At 71.6% G+C, this 20,730-nt stretch carries 17 protein-coding genes; 7 read left to right on the forward strand and 10 right to left on the reverse strand.

Going from position 1 to position 20,730, the window contains the following annotated elements; translation table 11 throughout:
* Positions 1–4: 4 nt before the first annotated feature.
* The 6 genes from ftsX to Asi02nite_RS32635 form a co-directional block, all read right to left on the reverse strand.
* Complete coding sequence (gene ftsX / locus Asi02nite_RS32610; RefSeq protein WP_203717862.1) at positions 5–880, reverse strand: permease-like cell division protein FtsX; 876 nt, start codon at positions 878–880, stop codon at positions 5–7.
* 75 nt (positions 881–955) lie between these two features.
* A complete protein-coding gene (gene ftsE, locus Asi02nite_RS32615) occupies positions 956–1,636 on the reverse strand; it encodes a cell division ATP-binding protein FtsE (protein WP_203717863.1) in 681 nt (226 codons plus the stop codon).
* 134 nt (positions 1,637–1,770) lie between these two features.
* Positions 1,771–2,892: a peptide chain release factor 2 gene (prfB, locus tag Asi02nite_RS32620; protein ID WP_203717864.1), complete on the reverse strand. Its 1,122-nt coding sequence runs from the start codon at positions 2,890–2,892 to the stop codon at positions 1,771–1,773.
* A gap of 79 nt (positions 2,893–2,971) precedes the next feature.
* Positions 2,972–3,487 (reverse strand): PadR family transcriptional regulator, encoded by a 516-nt coding sequence (locus Asi02nite_RS32625; RefSeq protein WP_203717865.1) that lies wholly within the window; start codon positions 3,485–3,487, stop codon positions 2,972–2,974.
* Positions 3,488–3,631: 144 nt separating this feature from the next.
* On the reverse strand, positions 3,632–4,924 hold the full coding sequence (locus tag Asi02nite_RS32630; protein WP_203717866.1) for a serine/threonine-protein kinase: 1,293 nt from the start codon (positions 4,922–4,924) through the stop codon (positions 3,632–3,634).
* Between the two features lie 79 nt (positions 4,925–5,003).
* Positions 5,004–5,804, reverse strand: coding sequence for a tryptophan 2,3-dioxygenase (locus tag Asi02nite_RS32635; RefSeq protein WP_203717867.1), 801 nt, complete (start codon positions 5,802–5,804; stop codon positions 5,004–5,006).
* A gap of 62 nt (positions 5,805–5,866) precedes the next feature.
* On the opposite strand from Asi02nite_RS32635, the gene Asi02nite_RS32640 reads away from it, so the two are divergent.
* Positions 5,867–8,305 (forward strand): helicase-associated domain-containing protein, encoded by a 2,439-nt coding sequence (locus Asi02nite_RS32640; protein WP_203717868.1) that lies wholly within the window; start codon positions 5,867–5,869, stop codon positions 8,303–8,305.
* A 62-nt stretch (positions 8,306–8,367) separates the two neighbouring features.
* Here Asi02nite_RS32640 and pruA read toward each other — a convergent pair whose 3' ends face one another.
* Positions 8,368–9,996, reverse strand: a complete 1,629-nt coding sequence (gene pruA, locus Asi02nite_RS32645; RefSeq protein ID WP_203717869.1) for an L-glutamate gamma-semialdehyde dehydrogenase — start codon at positions 9,994–9,996, stop codon at positions 8,368–8,370.
* A gap of 242 nt (positions 9,997–10,238) precedes the next feature.
* Here pruA and Asi02nite_RS32650 point away from each other — a divergent pair, with 242 nt between their 5' ends.
* A complete protein-coding gene (locus tag Asi02nite_RS32650; RefSeq protein ID WP_203717870.1) occupies positions 10,239–11,390 on the forward strand; it encodes a hypothetical protein in 1,152 nt (383 codons plus the stop codon).
* On the opposite strand, the gene Asi02nite_RS32655 is transcribed toward Asi02nite_RS32650, so the two are convergent.
* Positions 11,367–11,819 (reverse strand): DUF6912 family protein, encoded by a 453-nt coding sequence (locus Asi02nite_RS32655; RefSeq protein ID WP_373312369.1) that lies wholly within the window; start codon positions 11,817–11,819, stop codon positions 11,367–11,369. The genes Asi02nite_RS32650 and Asi02nite_RS32655 overlap by 24 nt on opposite strands.
* 52 nt (positions 11,820–11,871) lie before the next feature.
* Positions 11,872–12,294, reverse strand: coding sequence for a rhodanese-like domain-containing protein (locus tag Asi02nite_RS32660; protein ID WP_203717872.1), 423 nt, complete (start codon positions 12,292–12,294; stop codon positions 11,872–11,874).
* Between the two features lie 94 nt (positions 12,295–12,388).
* Between Asi02nite_RS32660 and Asi02nite_RS32665 the strand changes: the two genes are divergently transcribed.
* From Asi02nite_RS32665 to Asi02nite_RS32675, 3 genes are all read left to right on the forward strand, one after another.
* Positions 12,389–12,880, forward strand: coding sequence for an Lrp/AsnC family transcriptional regulator (locus Asi02nite_RS32665; RefSeq protein WP_203717873.1), 492 nt, complete (start codon positions 12,389–12,391; stop codon positions 12,878–12,880).
* A gap of 65 nt (positions 12,881–12,945) precedes the next feature.
* Positions 12,946–13,176 (forward strand): helix-turn-helix domain-containing protein, encoded by a 231-nt coding sequence (locus tag Asi02nite_RS32670; protein ID WP_203717891.1) that lies wholly within the window; start codon positions 12,946–12,948, stop codon positions 13,174–13,176.
* A gap of 810 nt (positions 13,177–13,986) precedes the next feature.
* A complete protein-coding gene (locus Asi02nite_RS32675) occupies positions 13,987–14,706 on the forward strand; it encodes an Rv3235 family protein (RefSeq protein ID WP_203717874.1) in 720 nt (239 codons plus the stop codon).
* A gap of 638 nt (positions 14,707–15,344) precedes the next feature.
* On the opposite strand, the gene secA is transcribed toward Asi02nite_RS32675, so the two are convergent.
* The gene (gene secA, locus Asi02nite_RS32680) at positions 15,345–18,245 is read right to left on the reverse strand and encodes a preprotein translocase subunit SecA (protein ID WP_203717875.1); all 2,901 of its coding nucleotides are present in this window, start codon (positions 18,243–18,245) and stop codon (positions 15,345–15,347) included.
* Between the two features lie 162 nt (positions 18,246–18,407).
* Between secA and Asi02nite_RS32685 the strand changes: the two genes are divergently transcribed.
* A complete protein-coding gene (locus tag Asi02nite_RS32685) occupies positions 18,408–19,577 on the forward strand; it encodes a GNAT family N-acetyltransferase (protein WP_203717876.1) in 1,170 nt (389 codons plus the stop codon).
* Positions 19,574–20,692 carry a GNAT family N-acetyltransferase gene (locus Asi02nite_RS32690; RefSeq protein WP_203717877.1) on the forward strand — a complete coding sequence of 373 codons (1,119 nt, stop codon included), beginning with the start codon at positions 19,574–19,576 and terminating at the stop codon, positions 20,690–20,692. Before Asi02nite_RS32685 ends, Asi02nite_RS32690 begins: the two co-directional genes overlap by 4 nt.
* The last annotated feature ends 38 nt before the right edge of the window (positions 20,693–20,730 follow it).

The following is a 20,730-nucleotide window of genomic DNA, read 5'->3' on the forward strand; positions in this document are numbered from 1 at the left end:
GGCGCTAGACCCGCAGGTAGAAGCGGAGGGTGACCCAGGCGGTGACGGAGCTGACCACGGTGCCCGCGAGGGCCATCAGGGGCAGCATGATCAACACCTTCGCCCAGGACAGCGGTGTCAACAGGTCGGTGAGATCCTGCAGCGAGCCGTCGAGCAGCACCACCTTGAGGATCGCCAACATGCCGAAGCCGAGGACCGAGCCCAGGAGGCCGGCGACCACCGCCTCCAGCACGAACGGTGCCTGGATGAACCAGTTGGACGCACCGACGAGTTTCATGACCGCGACTTCTCGGCGTTTGCTGTAGGCCGCGACCTGGATCGTGTTGCCGACCAGCAAGAGGGCAGCGAGCGCCATCACGCTGGCCGCCACCAGTGCTCCGGTCTGCCCCGCGCCGAGGATATTGAAGATCTTTTCGAGCAGGTTCCGTTGGTCGATGATCTGGTCGACGCCGTCCTTGCCCACATAGGTCTCGCGGACAGCCTGATACTGCTCGGGATTGACCAGGCCGACGCGGAACGACTCGGGCAACTGGCCCGGCTTGACCGCGTCGACGACCGCCGGCACGTCGGCGAACATCGTCTGGAACTTCTTGAACGCCTCGTCCTTGGACTCGTAGATGACCTCGCGTACCAGCGGGTCGCTCTTCAGCTCGCCCTCGAGGCTCGCGCGCTGGTCGTCCGTGATCTCAGGCTTCAGGAAGATGGCGACTTCGATCTTGTCGTAGTAGTACGCCTTCATGTCCTTGACCTGCGTGTAGATCAGGCCGCTGGCACCGAGCATGAACAGGGAGACTGCCATCGTGATGATCATGGCGACGGTCATCGTCACGTTGCGCCACAGTCCGACCATCACCTCGGACATGACGTACTTCAACCGCATCGGGGGGATTCCTTCCGGAGCTCCGCTGGACTAACCGACTTGCCGGGGTGGCGAGGTGCGCTGGGGGGTCGCGCCTCAGCCGTAGACGCCTCGGGCCTGGTCGCGGACGATGCGACCACTCTCGATCTCGATGACGCGCCGGCGCATCTGGTTGACGATGTTGGAGTCGTGGGTGACCATCACGACCGTCGTGCCGGTCCGGTTGATCCGGTCCAGCAACCGCATGATCTCGATCGACGTGTCCGGGTCCAGGTTTCCGGTCGGCTCGTCGGCCAGGAGGATCAGCGGCCGGTTGACGAACGCGCGCGCCACGGCCACGCGCTGCTGCTCACCACCGGACAGCTCGTGGGGGTAGCGGTGCTCCTTGCCGCCCAGGCCGACGAGCTCGAGGACCTCGGGGACCACCCGGCGGGCGACCGCCTTGGTCTTGCCGATCACCTCGAGGGCGAACGCCACGTTCTCGTACGCGGTGCGGTTGGGTAGGAGCCGGAAGTCCTGGAACACGCAGCCGATCTGCCGCCGGAACGCCGGGATCTTCCACGACCTCATCGCCGTCACGTCGCGGCCGTTGACGTGCACCTTCCCGCGGTTGGGGGTGACCTCGTGCAGCAGCAGCTTGATGATCGTCGACTTGCCGGAACCCGACGGACCGATGAAGAAGACGAACTCGCCCTTCTCGATCCCGACGGAGACCTCGTCAAGCGAGGGCCGCGAAGCCTTCGGGTAAGTCTTGGTCACGTGCTCGAGCTGAATCACGGGTCGTGAGTCTACGCGGTGTAACGAAAACTCCAAGCCTCCAGGCAGCCATCGTGCCCGTATTGCCGGAAAGGCCGAAATTTATTCCACACATTAGACGGAGCCGCACACGGACAGTCACTGAAAATAACGGGCTAGGAGGGTTCGGACTCCAACTCGCGCTGCTTGCGCCAACGGATCCCGGCCTCGATGAACTCGTCGATCTCGCCGTCGAACACCGAAGAGGGGTTGCCCGTCTCCTCCTCAGTTCGAAGGTCTTTCACCATCTGATACGGGTGGAGGACGTACGAGCGCATCTGGTCGCCCCACGAGCCGGCGGCGTCGGTCTTGAGACCGTCGAGCTTGGCCTGCTCCTCCTGGCGCTTGCGCTCGAGCAGCCGGGCCTGCAGCACCCGCAGCGCGGACGCCTTGTTCTGCAGCTGCGACTTCTCGTTCTGACAGGTGACCACGATGCCGGTCGGGATATGGGTGATCCGGACGGCCGAGTCGGTCGTGTTGACGCTCTGGCCACCCGGACCCGACGACCGGTAGACGTCGACGCGGATGTCGTTCTCCGGGATGTCGATGTGGTCGGTCGTCTCGGTCACCGGCAGCACCTCGACGCCGGCGAAGCTCGTCTGCCGCCGGCCCTGGTTGTCGAACGGGCTGATCCGGACGAGCCGGTGGGTGCCGGACTCCACGCTGAGCGTGCCGTAGGCATAGGGCGCCTTGACCGCGAAGGTCGCCGACTTGAGACCCGCCTCCTCCGCGTACGAGGTGTCGTAGACCTCGGTCGCGTAGTTGTGCCGCTCGGCCCAGCGCAGGTACATCCGGAGCAGCATCTCGGCGAAGTCCGCGGCGTCCACGCCGCCCGCGCCGGCCCGGATGGCCACCAGCGCCTCCCGCGAGTCGTACTCGCCGGAGAGCAGGGTCCGGACCTCCATCTCCTCGACCGCCTTGTGCAGGGAGGTCAGCTCGGAGCCGACCTCCTCCAGGGCGCCCGGGTCAGCCTCGGCCTCGGCGAGCTCCAGCAGCACGGCGGCGTCGTCGATCCGGCCGCGGAGCGCCGCCAGCCGGTCGATCTCGCTGTTGACGTGGGAGAGCTTCGAGGTGACCACCTGCGCCCGCGCCTGGTCGTCCCACAGGTCGGGGGCCGAGGCCTGCTCCTCGAGGTCGGCCTTGTCCCGCTGCAGCTTGTCGAGGTCGAGCACGGCCTCGATGTTGCGCAGGGTGGCATCGAGGGTCTTGAGCTGATCGGAGAAGTCGGCAGCGGTCACAACATGTAAGAGTAGCGCTGCCCACCGGAAGTCCCTCGCTCAGCAGGAGTGCCACCGAGCGAGGGACGACGATCGGGTGTTACTTGGCCGGGGCTGACTTCAGCCAGCTGAGAGCGGCCTTGTGGTAGTTGATCGCGAAGTCGAGGGCGGCGGCGCCGTACGGGTCGCCTTCCTTCTTCGCCTCGCGGGCCTGTTCGCGGGCCGAGGCGAGCGCCTGGGTGTGATAGGCGTTCGCGTTGGAGTAGAGCTCCTTGAGCTGGCCGCCCGAGTGCTGCTGGCCGAACGCCACGCGCAGGGCCGTCGGGTTGCGGACGGCGTCGCGGCCGGGCGTCTCGCCGAGCCACCGGGAGAAGGCCCGCTTGCCCGACGCGGTGATCGCGTAGGGCTGGCTGGAACGGGGACCCGGCTTGCCGAGACGTACGTAGCCCTGCTCGGCCAGCGCCGGCAGCTCGCGGTAGACCTGGCTGCGGGTCATCGACCAGTAAGGGCCGAGCCGACGCTCGGCGGACGCCATCAGCTGCCCGCCGGTCATCGGTCCTTCGTGGAGCAGACCGAGCAGTGCGGCCGCCGTGGGGTTGATGTCAGTATCCGCCATCTCTCAAAGGTCGCACCTCGACGGCCCGTCGTCCAGGATTTCGGCTGATCAAAAACGGGGCGTCTCCACAATGCACTGTCTGGCACAGACAGTCTGCTGAGGACAATGAAGCCAGCCGGGCAGTATCGGCTGCAAAAGCCTTGATCATGACCTCGGAGGCATGGAAGGCATGAGTTCCCCGATACCGGGCAGAGGCCCCAGGTCGGTGGGAAGCAGGGGCTCACCGACACCCGGAGGCGGAGTTTCGGTGCTGTCGGGAGTCGTGGGACCACTGGGGACTGTGGTCCGGGTCACGACCGTCGGCGAACCGGCCTCAGGTTGCCCGCCCGGTCCCACACCCGGCCCAGCACCGCCGCCACCACCGAGCAGCGCGACCGCCGCGACCGTCACCAGCGTGACCACCGCCACGCCACCACCGAACAGCGCGACACGCCGATGGGGACGGCGGGCAGGCTCCACAGGGGGCAGTCCCGGCTGTCCCATCGCCGCGAGCGGGATGGCGACCAGACCGCCGGCGTACGCGGACGCGGGCGAGACAGGCGCGGCCCGCAGCGGAACCCAGGCCACCGGCGCACGGGCCACAGTGGCACCGCCGGGGCGGGGCCACCAGGTGACCTGGTCGCCGCCGAGCGGCGCGAGCGTGGGCGTCCCGTCCAGGGCCGGCTCCAGCCCGCGCAGCCGGGCGGCGAGCAGCGCGGCGGGCGGGCGCTGGTCGGGGGCGGTCGTGACGCAGGCCTCGATGAGCGGCCAGACGACGGCGGGCAGTCCCGGCGGTGCTACCGGAGTGCAGGTCGTGTGCCGGGCGAGCACCTGGGTCGGTTGGCCACCACGGTAAGGGCTGCGCCCGGTGAGCATCTCGAAGAGGACGATGCCGAGCGCGTACACGTCGGCGGCCCGGCCCGCCGGTTCGCCGGCGACGACCTCGGGTGCGACGTACTCCGGCGTGGCGTGGATGACGTCGGGACGACCCCGCGCGATCCGCCGCGCCACGCCGAAGTCCGTCAACCGGACCCGCCCCCCGTCGGCGGGCACGAGAAGGTTGGCCGGCTTGACGTCGCCGTGCACGACGCCGCGGGCGTGCAGATAGGCGAGCGCCTCGGCGACCTGGGCCGCGATGTGCGCCGCGACCGCGGGCGGCACCGGCCCGTCGCGGCGCAGCCGGCGCCGCAGGTCCTCGCCCTCGACGAGGTCGAGCACGAGCGCCGGCGCGCCGTCGACCGTGGTCGTGCCGCGCAACCCGACGATGCCGGGATGGTCGAGGGCGCCGAGGATCTCGGCCTCGGCCGCGAAGCCGGCGACGAGTTCGGGCTCGCGGGCCGCCTCCGGCCGCAGCACCTTGATCGCCACCGGCTCGGCCCGTTCCCGGTCGGTGGCACGCCAGACGGTGCCGACCGCACCCCGGGCGATCTCCTCGCCCCGCTCGTACCGCTCCGCCATGACCGACCTCCCCGCGGCTCACGCTAGGCGCGCGGGAAGTGGCGACGGTCACTACGCCGCCCGGGATGGCACGAACCCGCTAGAGCCGGCTGCGGAACTCCCACAGCTCCGGGTAGAAGCGCATTTCGATGCGGGAGCGCAGGTACGCCCCGCCCGCGGAGCCGCCCGTGCCCGGCTTGGTGCCGATCTGGCGCTCCGCCATCAGCACGTGCCGCGCCCGCCACAGCGAGAACGCCTGGTCGTGGGCGACCAGCGCCTCGGCCAGGTCCCAGAGCTGTCCGTAGCGTTCCCGGTCGTTGGCGATCGCCGCGTACGCGTCGAACCGCGCGTCCGGTGTCGACACGTCGAAGCCGGCCTTGACGAGCACCGCCAGGAAGCCGTCCCACATGCTCGGCTCGTCGAGCCGGGCCTGCAGCCGGGCGCGGTCGTCGTCGGCGAGGCCTTTGAACCGGCGGATGAAGCCCGGGTCCTTCGCGCCGGAGAGGAACTCGATCTCGCGGAACTGGGCGGACTGGAAGCCGGACGCCGGCGCGAGCTTGTTGCGGAACGCCAGGAAGTCCTGCGGTGTCATCGTGTCGATCACGTCGACCTGGTTGACCAGGACCCGCTCGACCACCAGGCAGCGCTCCAGCCGCACCCGTGGCAGGTAGCTCTCCCCGGCCAGCATCCGGTCGCGGGCGTCGGTCAGCTCCGAGAGGAGGAGCTTGAACCACAGCTCGTACACCTGGTGGATCGTGATGAACAGCAGCTCGTCGTGCGCGGGTGGCGACGACTCCGGCACCTGCTGGTCGAGCAGCTCGGGTAGGCGCAGGTAGGCCCCGTAGGTAAGGCGGCCGCCCTGCTCACCGAAATGGGCGTCGTGAAGGATCTCTTCGGTCACCCTTCGAACGTTAAACCCCTGGTTGTTTGACCTGCGCCGGTGGGTGGAGCAGGCTGCTGCCCGTGGCGTCCGCGTTGCTGCAGTGGTTGGCCCTCCGTGCGCCCGACGAGCTCGCCGTGATCTTGCGACGGCGCCGCGACGCGCTCCCCGTCGCCGACCTCGAAACCCTGGCGGCCCGGCTGGAGAGGGACGGCTCGGTCGCGGCCGCGCTGTCCACTGTGCCGCTTCCGCAGGCGCAGGTCGTCGAGGCGCTGGCGGGCATCGGTGGCCCGAGTGTGCGGCCCGGCCGGCTGGCCGCCCTGCTCGACCGGCCGGAGCACGATCCCGACCTGGCGGACGCGCTGGCCGGGCTCGCCGAGCTCGCGCTGGTCTGGCCGGACGAGACGGGCGCGCTGCGGATGGCGGAGCCGCTCTGGTCGGAGACGGAGTTCCCGCTGGGCCTGGGCCCGCCCGCCGCCACGCTGCTCGCGACGGTCGACCAGGACCGCCTGGCGGGCATCGCGGCCGCGTGGCGGGTGGATCCGGGGTCGCTGGCCGCGACGCTGTCCGACGAGAGCCGCGTACGCGAGATGGTCGGCGGCGCGCCCGCCGACACCCGCCGGCGGCTGGACCGGCTGGCCGCGCACGGACCGGCGGCGGAGCTGCCCGGCACGGCGCTCGGCTGGGCGCTGGACCGCGGGCTGGTCATCCCCGACGGCTGGCGGCGCGCGACGATGCCCCGCGAGGTGGCGGTGGCGCTGCGCGGGGCCGGCTGGCACGCGCCGTTCGACCCTCGGCCGCCGGTGCTCGCGATCAACCTGGCGCCGGCCGCGGCGGTCGACCGCGAGGCCGTGGCGGCCGGAACGCTCGCGGTGCAGCGGGTCGGGGCGTTGCTGGACGTCGCCGAGCGGGCGCCGCTGGCGTTCCTGCGGTCCGGCGGGGTCGGCGCCCGCGAGATCCGCCGGGTCGCGAAGCTGACCGGGGCCGACGAGACCGAGGTGCGGCTCTGGCTGGAGATCGGGTACGCGGCCGGCCTGCTCGGCCTCGTCGACGAGGTGGTCGCACCGACGGCCGCGTACGACGAGTGGCGCGCGGCCAGGCCGGCCGACCGGCTCGCGACCCTGGTGACCACCTGGGCGACGCTGCCCACCGTGCCCACCGCCGCCGGCCGCCCCGGCGGCGGCCCGCAGCTGTCCGCGCTGCTGCCCGACCTGGCCTGGGCTCCGGTGCTCGACGCCCGCCCCGGCCTGCTTCGGCTGCTGGGCGAGCTGCCGCCGGGTCGCGGTGCGGCGGCGGCCGGGCCGGGCGCCGACGTCGACGCGATCACGGACGCCCTGCGCTGGCGGCTGCCGGTGCTGCTGCCGGCGACGCGACAGTCGCCGGACCCGTTGGTCGAGGGGACGCTGCGCGAGGCCCGGCTGCTCGGTGTGCTGGCGCACGGTGCGCTGAGCGCGGTCGGCCGGGCCCTGGTCGAGGCGCCCGGGACCGTGGCCGAGGTGGCCGGGGCACTGCTGCCCGACGTGGTCGCGGAGGCCATCTTCGAGGCCGACCTGACGGTGCTGGTGCCGGGGCTGCCGGCCGCGCCGCTGGGGACCCTGCTGGACACGGCGGCCGAGCGGACGGCCGCCGACGGCGCCGCGGCGTCGTGGCGGTTCACCACGGAATCGGTGCGGGCGGCCCTGGACACGGGGTTCACCGCCGGGACGCTGCTGGAGGCGCTGCGGATCGTGGCCGCCGGCGGGCGGCTGCCGCAGGCCCTGGAATACCTGATCGACGACGTCGGGCGGCAGCACGGGCAGGTCCGGGTACGCGCGGTCGGCTGCGTCCTGCGCACCGACACGGCCGCGCTGGCCGCCGAGCTGATCGGGGCCCGGCCGCTGCGCGGGCTCGGCCTGGCCGCCGTCGCGCCGACCGTGCTGACCAGCGCGCGGTCGGCGGAGGAGACGCTGGAGGCGCTGCGCGCGGCCGGCTACTCCCCCGCCGCCGAGGACGCCACCGGCACGCCGACCGTGCGCCGGGCGACCCGGATGCGGGCCACGCCGAGGCGCCGCGCCGGGCACGTCCCGACGGCCCGGCCGGCGCCGACCGGCGACCTGGTCGAGCTGGCCGAGCGGCTGTTGGATTCCGCCGTCCCGGAGACCGAGGCGGCCGCGCCCCGGCTCGTCACCGCCGGGGCCGAGCAGACCGTGCGGCCGATGCTCTGGCTGGTGCCGGACCCGGCCGCGCCCGCACCGGCCACCGCGTCGTCCGAGCCCGCGTCGCCCGAGCCGGCCGAGGCGGTGGCGGGCGAGGTGCGCCGCCACACGCCCCAGCTCGAGCAGCGGGAACGCGACCTGCTGGTCTACGCGATCGTGGTCGGCGGGCCGGTCACGATCGATTACCGCACCGCCGGCGGCGACTTCTCCAGCCGGGTCGTCGAGCCACTGGAACTCGACGGGAAGCGGATGGTCGCCTGGTGCCGGCTGCGCGAGGACGAACGGGTCTTCGGCCTGACCCGAATCGAGCGCGTCCGACCCGCGTGAGCCGAAAGGAACGGTCCGTTGTTAACGCTTTTCGCATAACAACGGACCGTTCCAAACCACACTCAGCCCATGTGCGGGTAGCGGTGGTCCGTCGGCGGCACGAAGGTCTCCTTGATGGTCCGCGGGCTGGTCCAGCGGATCAGGTTGTGCCAGGAGCCGGCCTTGTCGTTGGTGCCGCTGGCCCGCGCGCCACCGAACGGCTGCTGGCCGACCACGGCACCGGTCGGCTTGTCGTTGATGTAAAAGTTGCCGGCCGCGTACCGCAGCGCCGCGGAGGCCTGGTCGACGATCCGGCGGTCGTTCGCGAAGATCGAACCCGTCAGCGCGTACGGTGCGATGCCCTCCGCCTGCGTGACCACCTCGTCGAAGCGGGCGTCGTCGAAGACGTACACGCCGAGGATCGGCCCGAAGTATTCGGTCGTGAAGACCTCGTGCGTCGGGTCGCTCGCCTCGACCACGGTCGGGCGGACGAACCATCCCTCGCTGTCGTCGGCGGTGCCACCGGCGAGCACGGTGCAGTTCGCCGAGTTCTTGATCCGGTCGAGCGCGCCCGCGTGCTTCGCGAACGCCCGGGCGTCGATCACCGCGCCGCCGAAGTTGCCGAAGTCGGTGACGTCGCCGTAGGTCAGGCTGTCGGCGGTCGCGGCCAGCCGGTCGCGCAGGCCACCTTCCCAGATCGAGCGCGGGATGTACGCGCGGGACGCGGCGGAGCACTTCTGCCCCTGGTATTCGAAGGCGCCCCGGATCAGCGCGGTGTGCAGCGCGTCGACATCGGCGCTGGAGTGCGCGATCACGAAGTCCTTGCCGCCGGTCTCGCCGACCAGCCGCGGGTAGCCCCGGTAGCGGTCGAGGTTGGTGCCGACCTCGTGCCACAGGTGGCGGAAGGTCGGCGTCGAGCCGGTGAAGTGGATGCCGGCCAGGTCGGGGTCGGCCAGCGCCACCTCGGAGACGGCCAGGCCGTCGCCGGTCACCATGTTGATCACGCCGGGCGGCAGGCCGGCCGCCTCGAACAGGCGCATCGTGAAGTGGGCCGCGAACTGCTGGGTCGGCGACGGCTTCCAGACGACCGTGTTGCCCATCAGGGCCGGGGCGCTGGGCAGGTTGCCGGCGATCGCGGTGAAGTTGAACGGCGTGATCGCGTAGACGAAGCCCTCGAGCGGGCGGTGGTCGAACCGGTTCCACACGCCGTTGGTGCTGCGCGGCTGGTCGGAGAGCAGGTCCTGGCCGAACTTCACGTTGAACCGGAGGAAGTCGATCAGCTCGCAGGCCGCGTCGATCTCCGCCTGGTAGGAGGTCTTCGACTGGCCGAGCATGGTCGCCGCGTTGAGCGTGTCGCGCCACGGGCCGGCCAGGAGGTCGGCCGCGCGGAGGAAGATCGCTGCCCGATCCTCGTACGAGAGGCTCCGCCACATGGGTGCCGCGGCCTTGGCAGCCGTCACCGCCGCCTGCGCGTCGGCGTTGGACGCGTTATGGGTGACCCCCAGCACATGCCGGTGCCGGTGTGGCTGCACGACGTCGATGGCGTCGCCGGCACCCATGCGCTGCTCGCCGCCGATCGTCATGGTCAGCTCGGCCTTGTCTGCGGCGAGCTCGGTGAGGCGGCGCTGCAGGCTGTCGCGCTCGGGAGAGCCGGGCGCGTAGTCGCGTACGGGCTCGTTGCGCGGCTCGGGGGTCGTGAACACGGCGTCCATCTTCGGCTCCTGACCGATCTCGACGGCTTTGGTGGCTTCGGGCCCGCCGGCGCCGGGCGGTCAACCGGACGCATGGCCGCGGCCACCGGCTGGTGCCGGCGCCACGGTGGTGGGACCTCACGCCATATTCGCACGTCCGGGGGTGTGGGCACCCGTCCGCGCCCGCGCCCGGGCGGTGTCAGACGGCCCGCGTACGCTGATGCGTCGAGCGGACCGGGGTCGAGCCGACCGAAGGGGAGATCATGAGCGAGCGCACCGGGGCTTTGGGCACCGAACCCGACTCGCCCCCTGCCGAGAACGACGCGGTGACCGTGGCCGAGACCACAGCGGTCGCCGAGGTGGAGGCCCCCGCCGAGGCGGCGAAGGTCGCTGACAAGCCGGCTGTGGTCGGGCAGCGGAAGCCGGTCGATTCCGAGCCGGCCGACGAGGCGGCTTCCGACCCCGCCGACGCCGGTTCCGAACCCGTCGAAGGCGCCGTCGCCAGTGAGGACGAGGCCGCCGGGGACGAGTCGCCAGTGCGGATCTCGACGCGGCCGACCACCCGTACCACTGGATTGGTTCCCGCCCCTGGCGCCGGCCTGCTGGCCCTGCTCGCGCTCGCCTGGTTCGGCACCACCCTGTGGGTCCTGCAGCGGGAGATCTCGACCTCCGTGACCGACGCCGTGGCGATCGCCTCGGCGGCCATCTCCCTGCCGACGGTGGTCTCGGCGAGCCTGGTCGCGGGCGCCGCCTCCGCGCTGGTCGCCGTCAACCTGATCGCCCGTGCCAGCTGGACCCCGGCCGCGTCGACCCGCTGGGCCGGCGCGCTGGTCACCAGCATCGCGGTCGGCCTGCTCGGCGCGCTCGGCGTGATCGTCGGGTACGACGGCCCCGGCAGCCGGGTGCTCGCCGCCACGATCGCGGCCGCCTCGGTGGTCGGCGGCGCGCTGGCCGGCCTGCGCCCCAGCTCGGTGGCGGCGGCGGTGCTCTCCGGGGCGCTCGCGGTGTTCGCGGTGCAGTTCGTGCTCAACTACCTCGGCGCCGGGGTGGTCTCCGGGGCCAGCACGCTGGCCGCGGCGCTCGCCGGCCTGATCGCGGGGCTCGTGCCGTTCTTCTACCTACGCCGGGTGACCAAGCGGGAGACCACCGAGGGCGGCCCGCTGCGCTGGCCCTTCTACATGGTCACGGGCGCGGGCGTGGGCCTCCTGCTGCTGGTCACCGAGGTGGTCACCCGGGTCGGCGGCGCGCAGGTGCTCGACGCGGTGGCGTCGCTGAGCGAGTTCGACCGGGCCTTCCGCGCCCATGTCGACGCGGACCGGCTCACGTACACCTTGATCGTGTTCTTCGTGGGTGCGCTGGCGACGACGATCGCGTTCGGGCGCACGCTGCCGTCAAAGAAGCGTGTCCAGCTCTGACACGTCGTACCACTCCAGTTCGTGATCTTCGGCGTTGTCGACCGTGAACTGCGCGTCGTCGTCGCCGGCCAGCGCCTCCTCGACCCGCTCGGCGGCTGCGGCGACGTCCTCCTCGGCGTCGGTGCTGTCGACGTGGACCGCGGCGACGGCCTGGAGCGGCACCGGGCCTGTCAGCGTGACCAGGCTCGACCCGAGCTCGCCGTCGGTGCGCTGCACGGCTGACGCGGCGAGGTCGGCCGAGACGACGACGCGGCGGCGCGGGGCGTCCGGGTCCTCCCGGAGCAGGCGGAGGGCGCTCTGGGCGGCCCGGGTGAAGGCGACGTACTCGAGTTCCTCCTCGTCGCCCTCCGCGTACCACTCCCGGAGGTTCGCGGTGACCGCGTGGGCGGCGGCGACCGTGAGGCCCCCGTCGCGGAGGGCGGCGAGCATCGGGAGCGTCGCCGGCAGGTAGACCCGGATCAGAGCGTCAGGCACCGGACGTTCATACACTGCCGGCCGGTGCGCTCGCCAGCGGCGCGGTCAACGGGTCTGTCTGGCGGGTGACCAGCCCGTCGGCGGTCAGGACGGGGAAGCCTTCGCGGATCCAGTACTCGATGCCGCCGATCATCTCCTTGACCTCGTAGCCGCGGCGGGCGAACTCGTGGGCCGCCCGGGTGGCGCCGTCGCAGCCGGGACCCCAGCAGTAGACGACGAGCGGCCTGGTCTTGTCGGGCAGGAGGGTGGCCGCGCGCATCGGGATCATCCTGCGCGGCAGGTGTACGGCGCCCGGGATGTGGCCCTGGCGCCACGAGGCGAGATCGCGGGTGTCGACGAGGGTGTAGCTGTCGTCGTCCTTGGACGCGTGGACGTCGGAGACGTCGGTCTGGAAGGCGAGCTTGGCAGCGAAGAACTCGATGGCGTTCATGGTTGTCGACGGTATGTGGCTTTGGGCTCCGGGTGAATGAGCTGTCCACGGCACTCTGGTTGATCGGGCGTTGATCCGGCGGTAGTTTGCTGCCGTGACCGTTGAATCCCCGGCACTCGATCAGACTGACTGGCGATTGCTCGCGGAGCTGCAGACCAGCGGGCGGGCGTCGTACGCGGACCTGGCCCGCGCCGTCTCCATGTCGCCGAGCGCCGTGGCCGAGCGGGTGCGCCGACTCGAGGAGGCGGGGGTGGTCGCGGGCTACCGCGCGGTCGTCCCGCCGGCGGTGGTCGGGCTGGACATCATGGCATTCGTGCGGTTGCGCTATCCGACCAGCAATTACCAGCCGTTCTACGCGCTGCTCGACAGCACGCCGGAAATCATCGAGGCGCACCACGTGACCGGCGAGGACTGTTTCGTGCTGAAGGTGGTGGCCCGCTCGATGCTCCATTTGGAGCGGGTAGCCGGCCGCATCGCGGGCCTGGGTTCGGTGACCACCAGCGTGGTCTATTCGAGCCCACTGCCGGGCCGCGCGGTCTCGGCGGCGGCGGCCCGGCCACCGGCTGGCCCCGGGGCCGAGGCATAGGTGCTTCGCAAGCGCGTTCGATGGCAAACTGAGGCAACCGAGCCGAATTAGGGGTGACCGTCGTCGTGGTGGAGCACCGGTTCCTGCAGTTGTCCGAGGTGGCCGAGGAGCTGGCCGTCTCGGACTCGCAGGTCTACCACATGGTCCGCAGCGGCGAACTCCCCGCGATCAAGGTTGGCGGCCGCGGCCAGTGGCGGGTTGAGCGCGCGAAGCTCGAGGAATACATCAGCCGCAAATACGACGAGACCGCGGAATGGGTACGGAGCAACCCGCTGATCGACAAAGAGGCGCCGTAGCTGGTCGCGCGATTTCGCAGCAATGGCGTGCCACTGGGAAGGTGGCACGCCACTTTTCATGGATGGCATTGACGGTGGCTGAGGTCTGCCGTGAGTATGAGCTGGTCGAAGGCAAACGAAAGCAAACGCAAGATTCTTTGTCTGCCGATCAGCCACCCGGGGAGGCTGCCCATGCCGACCATGACCGCACCACCGACGGTCCAGCGACCGTCCACTCCCACTCCGCACATGCCCGAAGGCCCGCCATCGGCGGCTGGGCGCGCCCAGGTGATCCCACCGCTAGGAAGCGGTGCGCCTGGCGTCTCGCCCGCAACCGACGACCCGCCGGCGCCTGGCACGCCCACCCCACCAGCAGCCGGCCGCGCCCACGTGGCCCAACCGCACCGGACCGGCGCGCCCACACCGCCAGTAGCGGGTCGCGCTCACCTGGCCCCAACGGTCAGGACCGGCGCGCCCCGTATCCCACAACACATCAGCGGCCCGCCGGCGTCCGGCATGCCTACGCCGCCACCAGCTGGCCGGGCTCCCATGGACCCACCAGTCGGGAGCGGCGCGCATGGCGTCCCACAGCGGGGCGGTAGTCCGCTGGCGGCGTCCGAGGCGCGAACGGCGATCGAACGCCGACCAGCCGGCGCGGGCCAGCCCAGCAGGGCAGCGCGGGTCGCTCCGTCCGTTGCTGTTGGACGCCCGTCCCCCGCCGTGCCCGTCGCGTCACGGCAAGGCCCCGCGGGCGGAACGCTCTGGTCCGGCTCGACCGGGACTCGAGCGGCAGTGGGGCCGGGCCTCTGGTCGGCCGCCCACAACGGAGCCATGGTGCGGGCGACCGGCACCGGCTGGCCCGTGCCCGCACCGCCGCCGCGGCATCGGGCGCCCGTCGGGAGCGCCCGGGGTCGGTCCTGGTCCGATCCGTCGCCGGCGGCGGCGCCCTATCGGGTAGTCCACGACGGCGGCGCGTCGCTGGTCCGGCGCTCGCCGCAGCAGCGACGCACGGTGACGCGGGGCTCCTACCCGCCGATCGGCCGGCGGCCCGCCCCGGACGGTCCGGGCAACGAGGTGTGGCCCGAGGCGAAGGGCCAGTTGGCGTTCGACTTCGCGGCGCTGACCCGTCCGCCCACGCCGCCGCCGGCGGCGCGTCCAGGCGACCCTGTCAGCCCGCCCGCGGAGCCACGCCCGACGGCCTCACCCGAGGCCCGCCACGCGGCCGGCCGCTTCGCACGGGCGTGTCTGGAGATCCTCAACGGCTACCGCCCGGTGGCCCACGTCCGCTCGCTGTCACAGCCGGCCACCGCGCACACCCTGATCGAGCACCTCATCGACGCGCTACGCCGGATGCCGGGCCCACCCGCCCTGCCGCGACGACAGCAACCTCTGGAACTGGTTCGGCTGCGCAGCCTACGCATCAGCGAGCCGACACCAGGCATCGTCGAAGCCGCCGCGGCGCTGGGCACCGACACCCGCACCTGGGCGATGGCCTTCCGCCTGGAACACTCCAACACCACCTGGCTGGGCACGGTCCTCCAGGTCCTATGACCCCCGGAGCGCCCACCGGCGCGGGCACGCCAGTGGGCGCTCTGGGCTCCACCCAGATCAGACAGAACCGCGTCACTCACGCAGGGACCGCGTGACGCACGTGGGAACCGATACCGGCGACAGGAAGGAGTGGCACAACGGACGGCGGCACAGGTTCGCCGGGCCGTGGCCGGCTGGGTTGATGCTGCCGGCCGGCCAAGCCGTCAACCCGCGGTCGCCGACGGGCCGCGCCCAACGCTCGGGCCGCGGCGAGAGCGCATGAGCCGCGCGGAGACCAGCCCCGGCGGCAGGAAGGAGCCGCAGGGCCGAAGGAACTTCGCTTCGTCAGGCCAAACGGCCACGCCACCAATCCGCCGTCACCGACGAGCCGCGCCCAACGCTCGGGCCGCGGCGAGAGCGCATGAGCCGCGCGGAGACCAGCCCCGGCGGCAGGAAGGAGCGCCACGACCGACGGGTCCGCACCCCCGGACCGGCGGCGAATCCGCGGCTTCGCGACGAGCCGCAACCCAGGGCGTGCGCCGTCCATGCAGGGACCGCAAGGGGGCGCGCGTCGTAGAAGCGAGGCGCAAGGAAGGAGCGGCACGGACGCCGAAGAGCCCGCCTCCGCGGTGCGGGGCGGGCTCTTCGGGCGTCGGTCGTTACGGCGTGGGTGCGCCGTGGCAGCGCTTGTACTTCTTGCCCGAGCCGCACGGGCACGGGGCGTTGCGGGACGGGCCGTTGCTCGGCGTGGCCGACTGGCGGCCCGGGGACGGGCGGCGGCCCGGCGACGGGCGTGGGCGGTCGTCGCCCGTCGACGGGGCCGGGGCCCCGACGCCCAGGGCCGGTGCGTGCTGCATCGGCGGCTGCGGCTGGGTGTGCTGGACCGCTACCCCGCCGCCGCCGGCGGCGCCGTCGATTGTGGGGGCCGAGTACTGCAGGCCCGACTGGGAGCGGGACGAGCGGCCCAGGCCCTTGGCCTTGATCTCGATCGTCGCGTCGTCGGGCATCGGGAGGGCTCCGCCGGCGGCGGCCGGTGCGGGGGCCGGGGTCTCCTCCACCTGGACGTCCAGGTTGTAGAGGAAGCCGACCGTCTCCTCCTTGATGCCGTCCATCATCGTGGCGAACATCTCGAAGCCCTCGCGCTGGTATTCCACGACCGGGTCGCGTTGCGCGTAGGCCCGCAGGCTGATGCCCTCCTGCAGGTAGTCCATCTCGTAGAGGTGCTCGCGCCACTTGCGGTCGATGACCTGCAGCAGCACCATGCGCTCGAGTTGGCGGACGGCCTCGGTGCCGAGTTCCTCCTCGCGGCGGTCGTACGCGTTGTGCGCGTCGTCCTTCATCCGGGAGAGCAGGAACTCGGCGTCGATGTTGTTGCGCTCGCCGCCGGCCTCGTCCTCGACGTCGTCGATCGTCACGCCGACCGGGTAGAGCTGCTTCAGCGACGACCAGAGCTGGTCGAGGTCCCAGTCCTCGGCGTAGCCGTCGGCGGTCGCGCCCTGGACGTAGGCCTCGACGACGTCGTCGATCATGTGGCGGACCTGCTCGTGCAGGTCCTCACCGTCGAGCACCCGCTTGCGCTCGGCGTAGATGACCTGGCGCTGCTTGTTGAGCACCTCGTCATATTTCAGAACGTTCTTGCGGATCTCCGCGTTCTGGCCCTCGATCTGGGCCTGCGCGCTGCGGATCTGCCGGGTCACCATCTTCGACTCGATCGGCACATCCTCGGGGATGTTGAACCGCTCCATGACGGCCTCGACCGCGCCCGCGCGGAAGCGGCGCATCAGCTCGTCCTGCAGCGACAGGTAGAACCGGGACTCGCCCGGGTCGCCCTGCCGGCCGGAACGACCGCGCAGCTGGTTGTCGATGCGGCGCGACTCGTGGCGCTCGGTGCCGAGCACGTAGAGACCGCCGGCGTCGACGACCTCGTCGGCCTCCGTGTCGCAGTGCTGCTTCCAGCGCGGCAGGATCTCCTCGAACGCCTTCGCGTAGTCGTCCTCGTGCTCGACCGGGTCGAGGCCCCGCTGGTGCAGCTCGGCCGCCGCCAGGTGCTCGGCGCTGCCGCCGAGCAGGATGTCGGTGCCTCGGCCGGCCATGTTCGTCGCGACCGTCACCGCGCCCCGGCGGCCCGCCTGGGCGATGATCTCGGCTTCCTTCGCGTGGAACTTCGCGTTGAGGACCGAGTGCGGGATGCCCCGGCGGCGCAGGAGCTGCGAGAGGATCTCGGAGTTCTCGACGGACACGGTGCCGACGAGGATCGGCTGGCCGACGGCGTGCCGCTCGGCGATGTCCTCGACGACCGCGTTGAACTTGGCCTTCTCGGTCTTGTAGATGACGTCGGGGCGGTCCACGCGGATCATCGGCCGGTGGGTCGGGATCGAGACCACGCCGACCTTGTAGACCTTGTTGAACTCGCCGGCCTCGGTCTGCGCCGTGCCGGTCATGCCCGCCAGCTTCTCGTACAGCCGGAAGTAGTTCTGCAGTGTGATCGTGGCAAGAGTCTGGTTCTCCTGCTTGATCTCGACGCCTTCCTTGGCCTCGATCGCCTGGTGCATGCCCTCGTTGTAGCGGCGGCCGTGCAGGATGCGGCCCGTGAACTCGTCGACGATCAGGACCTCACCGTCGTTGACGATGTAGTCCTTGTCGCGCTTGTAGAGCTCCTTGGCCTTGATCGCGTTGTTGAGGTAGCCGACGAGCGGCGTGTTGACCGACTCGTAGAGGTTGTCGATGCCGAGGCGGTCCTCGACCTTGCCGACGCCCCGCTCGGTGATCGCGATCGTCCGCTTGGCGTAGTCGACCTCGTAGTCGCCCTCGCCGTCCTTGCCGGACTGCAGCCGGGCGACGACCGCCGAGAACTCCGAGTACCACCGGGCGGAGTGCTCGGCCGGGCCGGAGATGATCAGCGGCGTGCGGGCCTCGTCGATCAGGATCGAGTCGACCTCGTCGACGATCGCGAAGTTGTGGCCGCGCTGCACGAGCTCGTCCTTCGACCACGCCATGTTGTCGCGCAGGTAGTCGAAGCCGAACTCGTTGTTGGTGCCGTAGGTGATGTCGCACTCATAGGCCTCGCGGTGCTCTGCCGACGGCCGGTTGGGCAGCACCACACCGACGGTCAGGCCCAGGAACGAGTGCACCCGCCCGACCCACTCGGCGTCACGTTGCGCCAGGTAGTCGTTGACGGTGATGACGTGCACGCCCTTGCCGGAGAGGCCGTTGAGGTAGGCGGGGAAGACGCCGGTCAGGGTCTTGCCCTCACCGGTCTTCATCTCCGAGATGTTGCCGAAGTGCAACGCGGCGCCGCCCATGATCTGGACGTCGTAGGCGCGCTGGCCGAGCACCCGGTGCGCCGCCTCGCGCGCCACGGCGAAAGCCTCGGGCAGCAGGTCGTCGAGGGTCTCCCCGTCGGCCAGCCGCTCACGGAACTGATGGGTCTGGTCGCGGAGCTCCTCGTCAGTGAGGTTGACGTAGTCGTCCTCGATCGAGTTGACCGCAGCCGCGATGGCCTTGAGCCTGCGCAGCATGCGTCCTTCGCCCGCACGAAGGAACTTTTCCAGAATCGACACGGATCAACGCTCCCCTAGACGGTCTGCCGAACTATGGTAGGCGCTCCTACGGGGTGACTGTCAGGGGCGGTTCCCGACGAGCAGGTTATAACGGACATAACGAAGCTAACGCCGGGAGAAATCCGGTTATGCCCCGGGAGAATGGTCCGGCAGGATGACCGCGTGGAGCCCCCGAAGATCATCACAGACGGTCTGGTCATCCGCGCGTGGCACCCCGACGACGCGGCCGCGGTGGCAAAAGCCTGCCAAGATCCGGACATTCAGCGTTGGACGGCCGTTCCCGTCCCCTATCTTCGCGAACACGCTGATTTCTTCGTCGGCGAGTTCACCACCACGAGTTGGCGGGACGGCACGCGGGCACCGCTCGGCGTCTTCGACGAGACCACCGGCGACCTGGTCGGCGCGTCCGGCCTGGTCAAGATCGACGACGGCACCGCGGAGATCGGCTACTGGACCGCACCCTGGGCCAGGCGGCGCGGCGCGACCACCGCCGCCACCCGCGCGGTGGCCCGGTGGGCGATCGAGGACCTGGGCGTACGCCGGCTCGCCTGGCGCGCCGAGGTCGGCAACCACCTGTCCCGGCTCGTCGCCCTGCGCTCCGGCTTCACCATGGAGGGCATCGCCCGCGCCGACATCGAGGACCGCGACGGCACCCGGCGCGACGCGTGGGTGGCCGCGCTGCTCCCAGGCGACACCATCGACACCACCGCCGCCGGCCCGGGCTCGGTCGAGGCCCGCCGCGCGGTCACCTTCAGCCGCCCCCAGCCGGACCTGTTCGCCGCGACCCGCAACGGCGAGATCAGGCTGCGGCCGCTCGAGGACCGCGACATCGACCCGATCGCCGACAGCTCCAACGACCCCGAGACGGTCCGCTGGACCACGGTCCCTCACCCGTACGAGCGCGTCCACGCCGAGGACTTCGTGCACACCTGGGGTCCCCGCGCCTGGCTGCGCGGCACCGGAGCCGTGTTCGCGATCGGCGAGCCCGAGACCGACGCGTACGCCGGCCTGATGGAACTGCGCCTGCACCCGACCAACCCGGCGCTCGCCGACGTCGGTTTCGTGGTGCCGCCGCACGCGCGCGGTCGTGGCTTCGCGCCCGCCGCGCTCTCGGCCGTCTGCGCGTGGGCTTTCACCGCCCTGCGACCGCACCGGATCGGCTGGTGGGCCAACGCGGGCAACGAGGCGTCCCGGCGCGTGGCGACCAAGGCCGGCTTCACGATCGAGGGCACCAACCGGGGCTACCTGGACCACCGCGGCGAGCGGGTCGACGCCTGGACGGGCGCGCTGTTAGCGTCCGATGGGTTCGCGAACGGGAAGGCACCGGCATGAAACCGGAAACCATCGAAGCGTCCGGCGTACGGCTGCGCCCCCTTCGCGACGACGACGCGGCCGACATCGAGGCCGCCTCCAACGACCCCACGATCCAGCGGTTCCTGCCGAAGCTGCCCCGCCCCTACACCCGCGACCACGCGCTGACCTGGCTGCGGGAGGTCGTGCCGGCGCAGTGGGCGGCGGGCGGCGCCAACTACGCGATCGCCGACCCGGCCACCGACCGGCTGCTCGGCGCGGTCGGCATCGCCCGCGTCGACGCCGACCGCGGGCAGGGCGAGATCGGCTACTGGGCGGCCCCGTGGGCCCGTGGCAAGGGCGTCACCACGGCCGCGACGCGGGCGCTGGCCGACCATGCCTTCGGCGACGGCTTCGGCCGGCTGGAGATCCTCGCCGACTTCGCCAACCCGGCGAGCATCCGGGTCGCGCTGGCGGCCGGCTTCGAGCCCGAGGGCGTACGCCGGGGCGCCGTCGTCGACCCCGGCAACGCCCGCCGCGACGTCGGGGTCTTCGCCCGCCTGGCCACCGATCCCGGTGAGCCGATCGCCCGGGCGCTGCCCGACCTGCCCGCGGGCGGGCTCTCCGACGGTGGGCTCGCCCTGCGCCCGGTCACGCCCGACGACGTCGACTTCTACGAGGAGCTGTTCAACACTCCCGACATCCTCGCGTCCCACGTGCCGCCCGTGCCGCCCGACCGCGAGGAGCTGGAGCTGCGCTGCTCCCGCGCGCAAACCCGCTGGCTGCTCGGCGAGCGCATCGACCTGGTCATGGTCGACGTGGAAACGGGCGCCCCGGCCGGCGACATCGGCCTCTACTACCAGGAGCCGCCGACCGGCCAGGCGATGATCGGCTACAGCGTGCTGCCGGCCTTCCGCGGCCGCGGTTTCTCCCGCCGGGCCGCCACGTTGCTGGCGCGGTGGACCTTCGCCAACACCGCCATCGCCCGGCTGATCGCGGGGACCAACCCGTCGAACGCGGGCTCGCAGCGGGTGCTCGAGTCCGCCGGCTTCCTGCGCGAGGGCTACCAGCGCAACCGGCTGCCCGGCCTGGCGGGCGGCCGGATCGACGACATCCTCTGGGCGCTCCTGCCCGGTGATCTCCGCGAGACCAGCTGAACGGACATCCCGGTGGTTGCGGGCGTCGATTAAGGTGA

The organism is Asanoa siamensis (assembly GCF_016862555.1).
Lineage (GTDB): Bacteria > Actinomycetota > Actinomycetes > Mycobacteriales > Micromonosporaceae > Asanoa > Asanoa siamensis.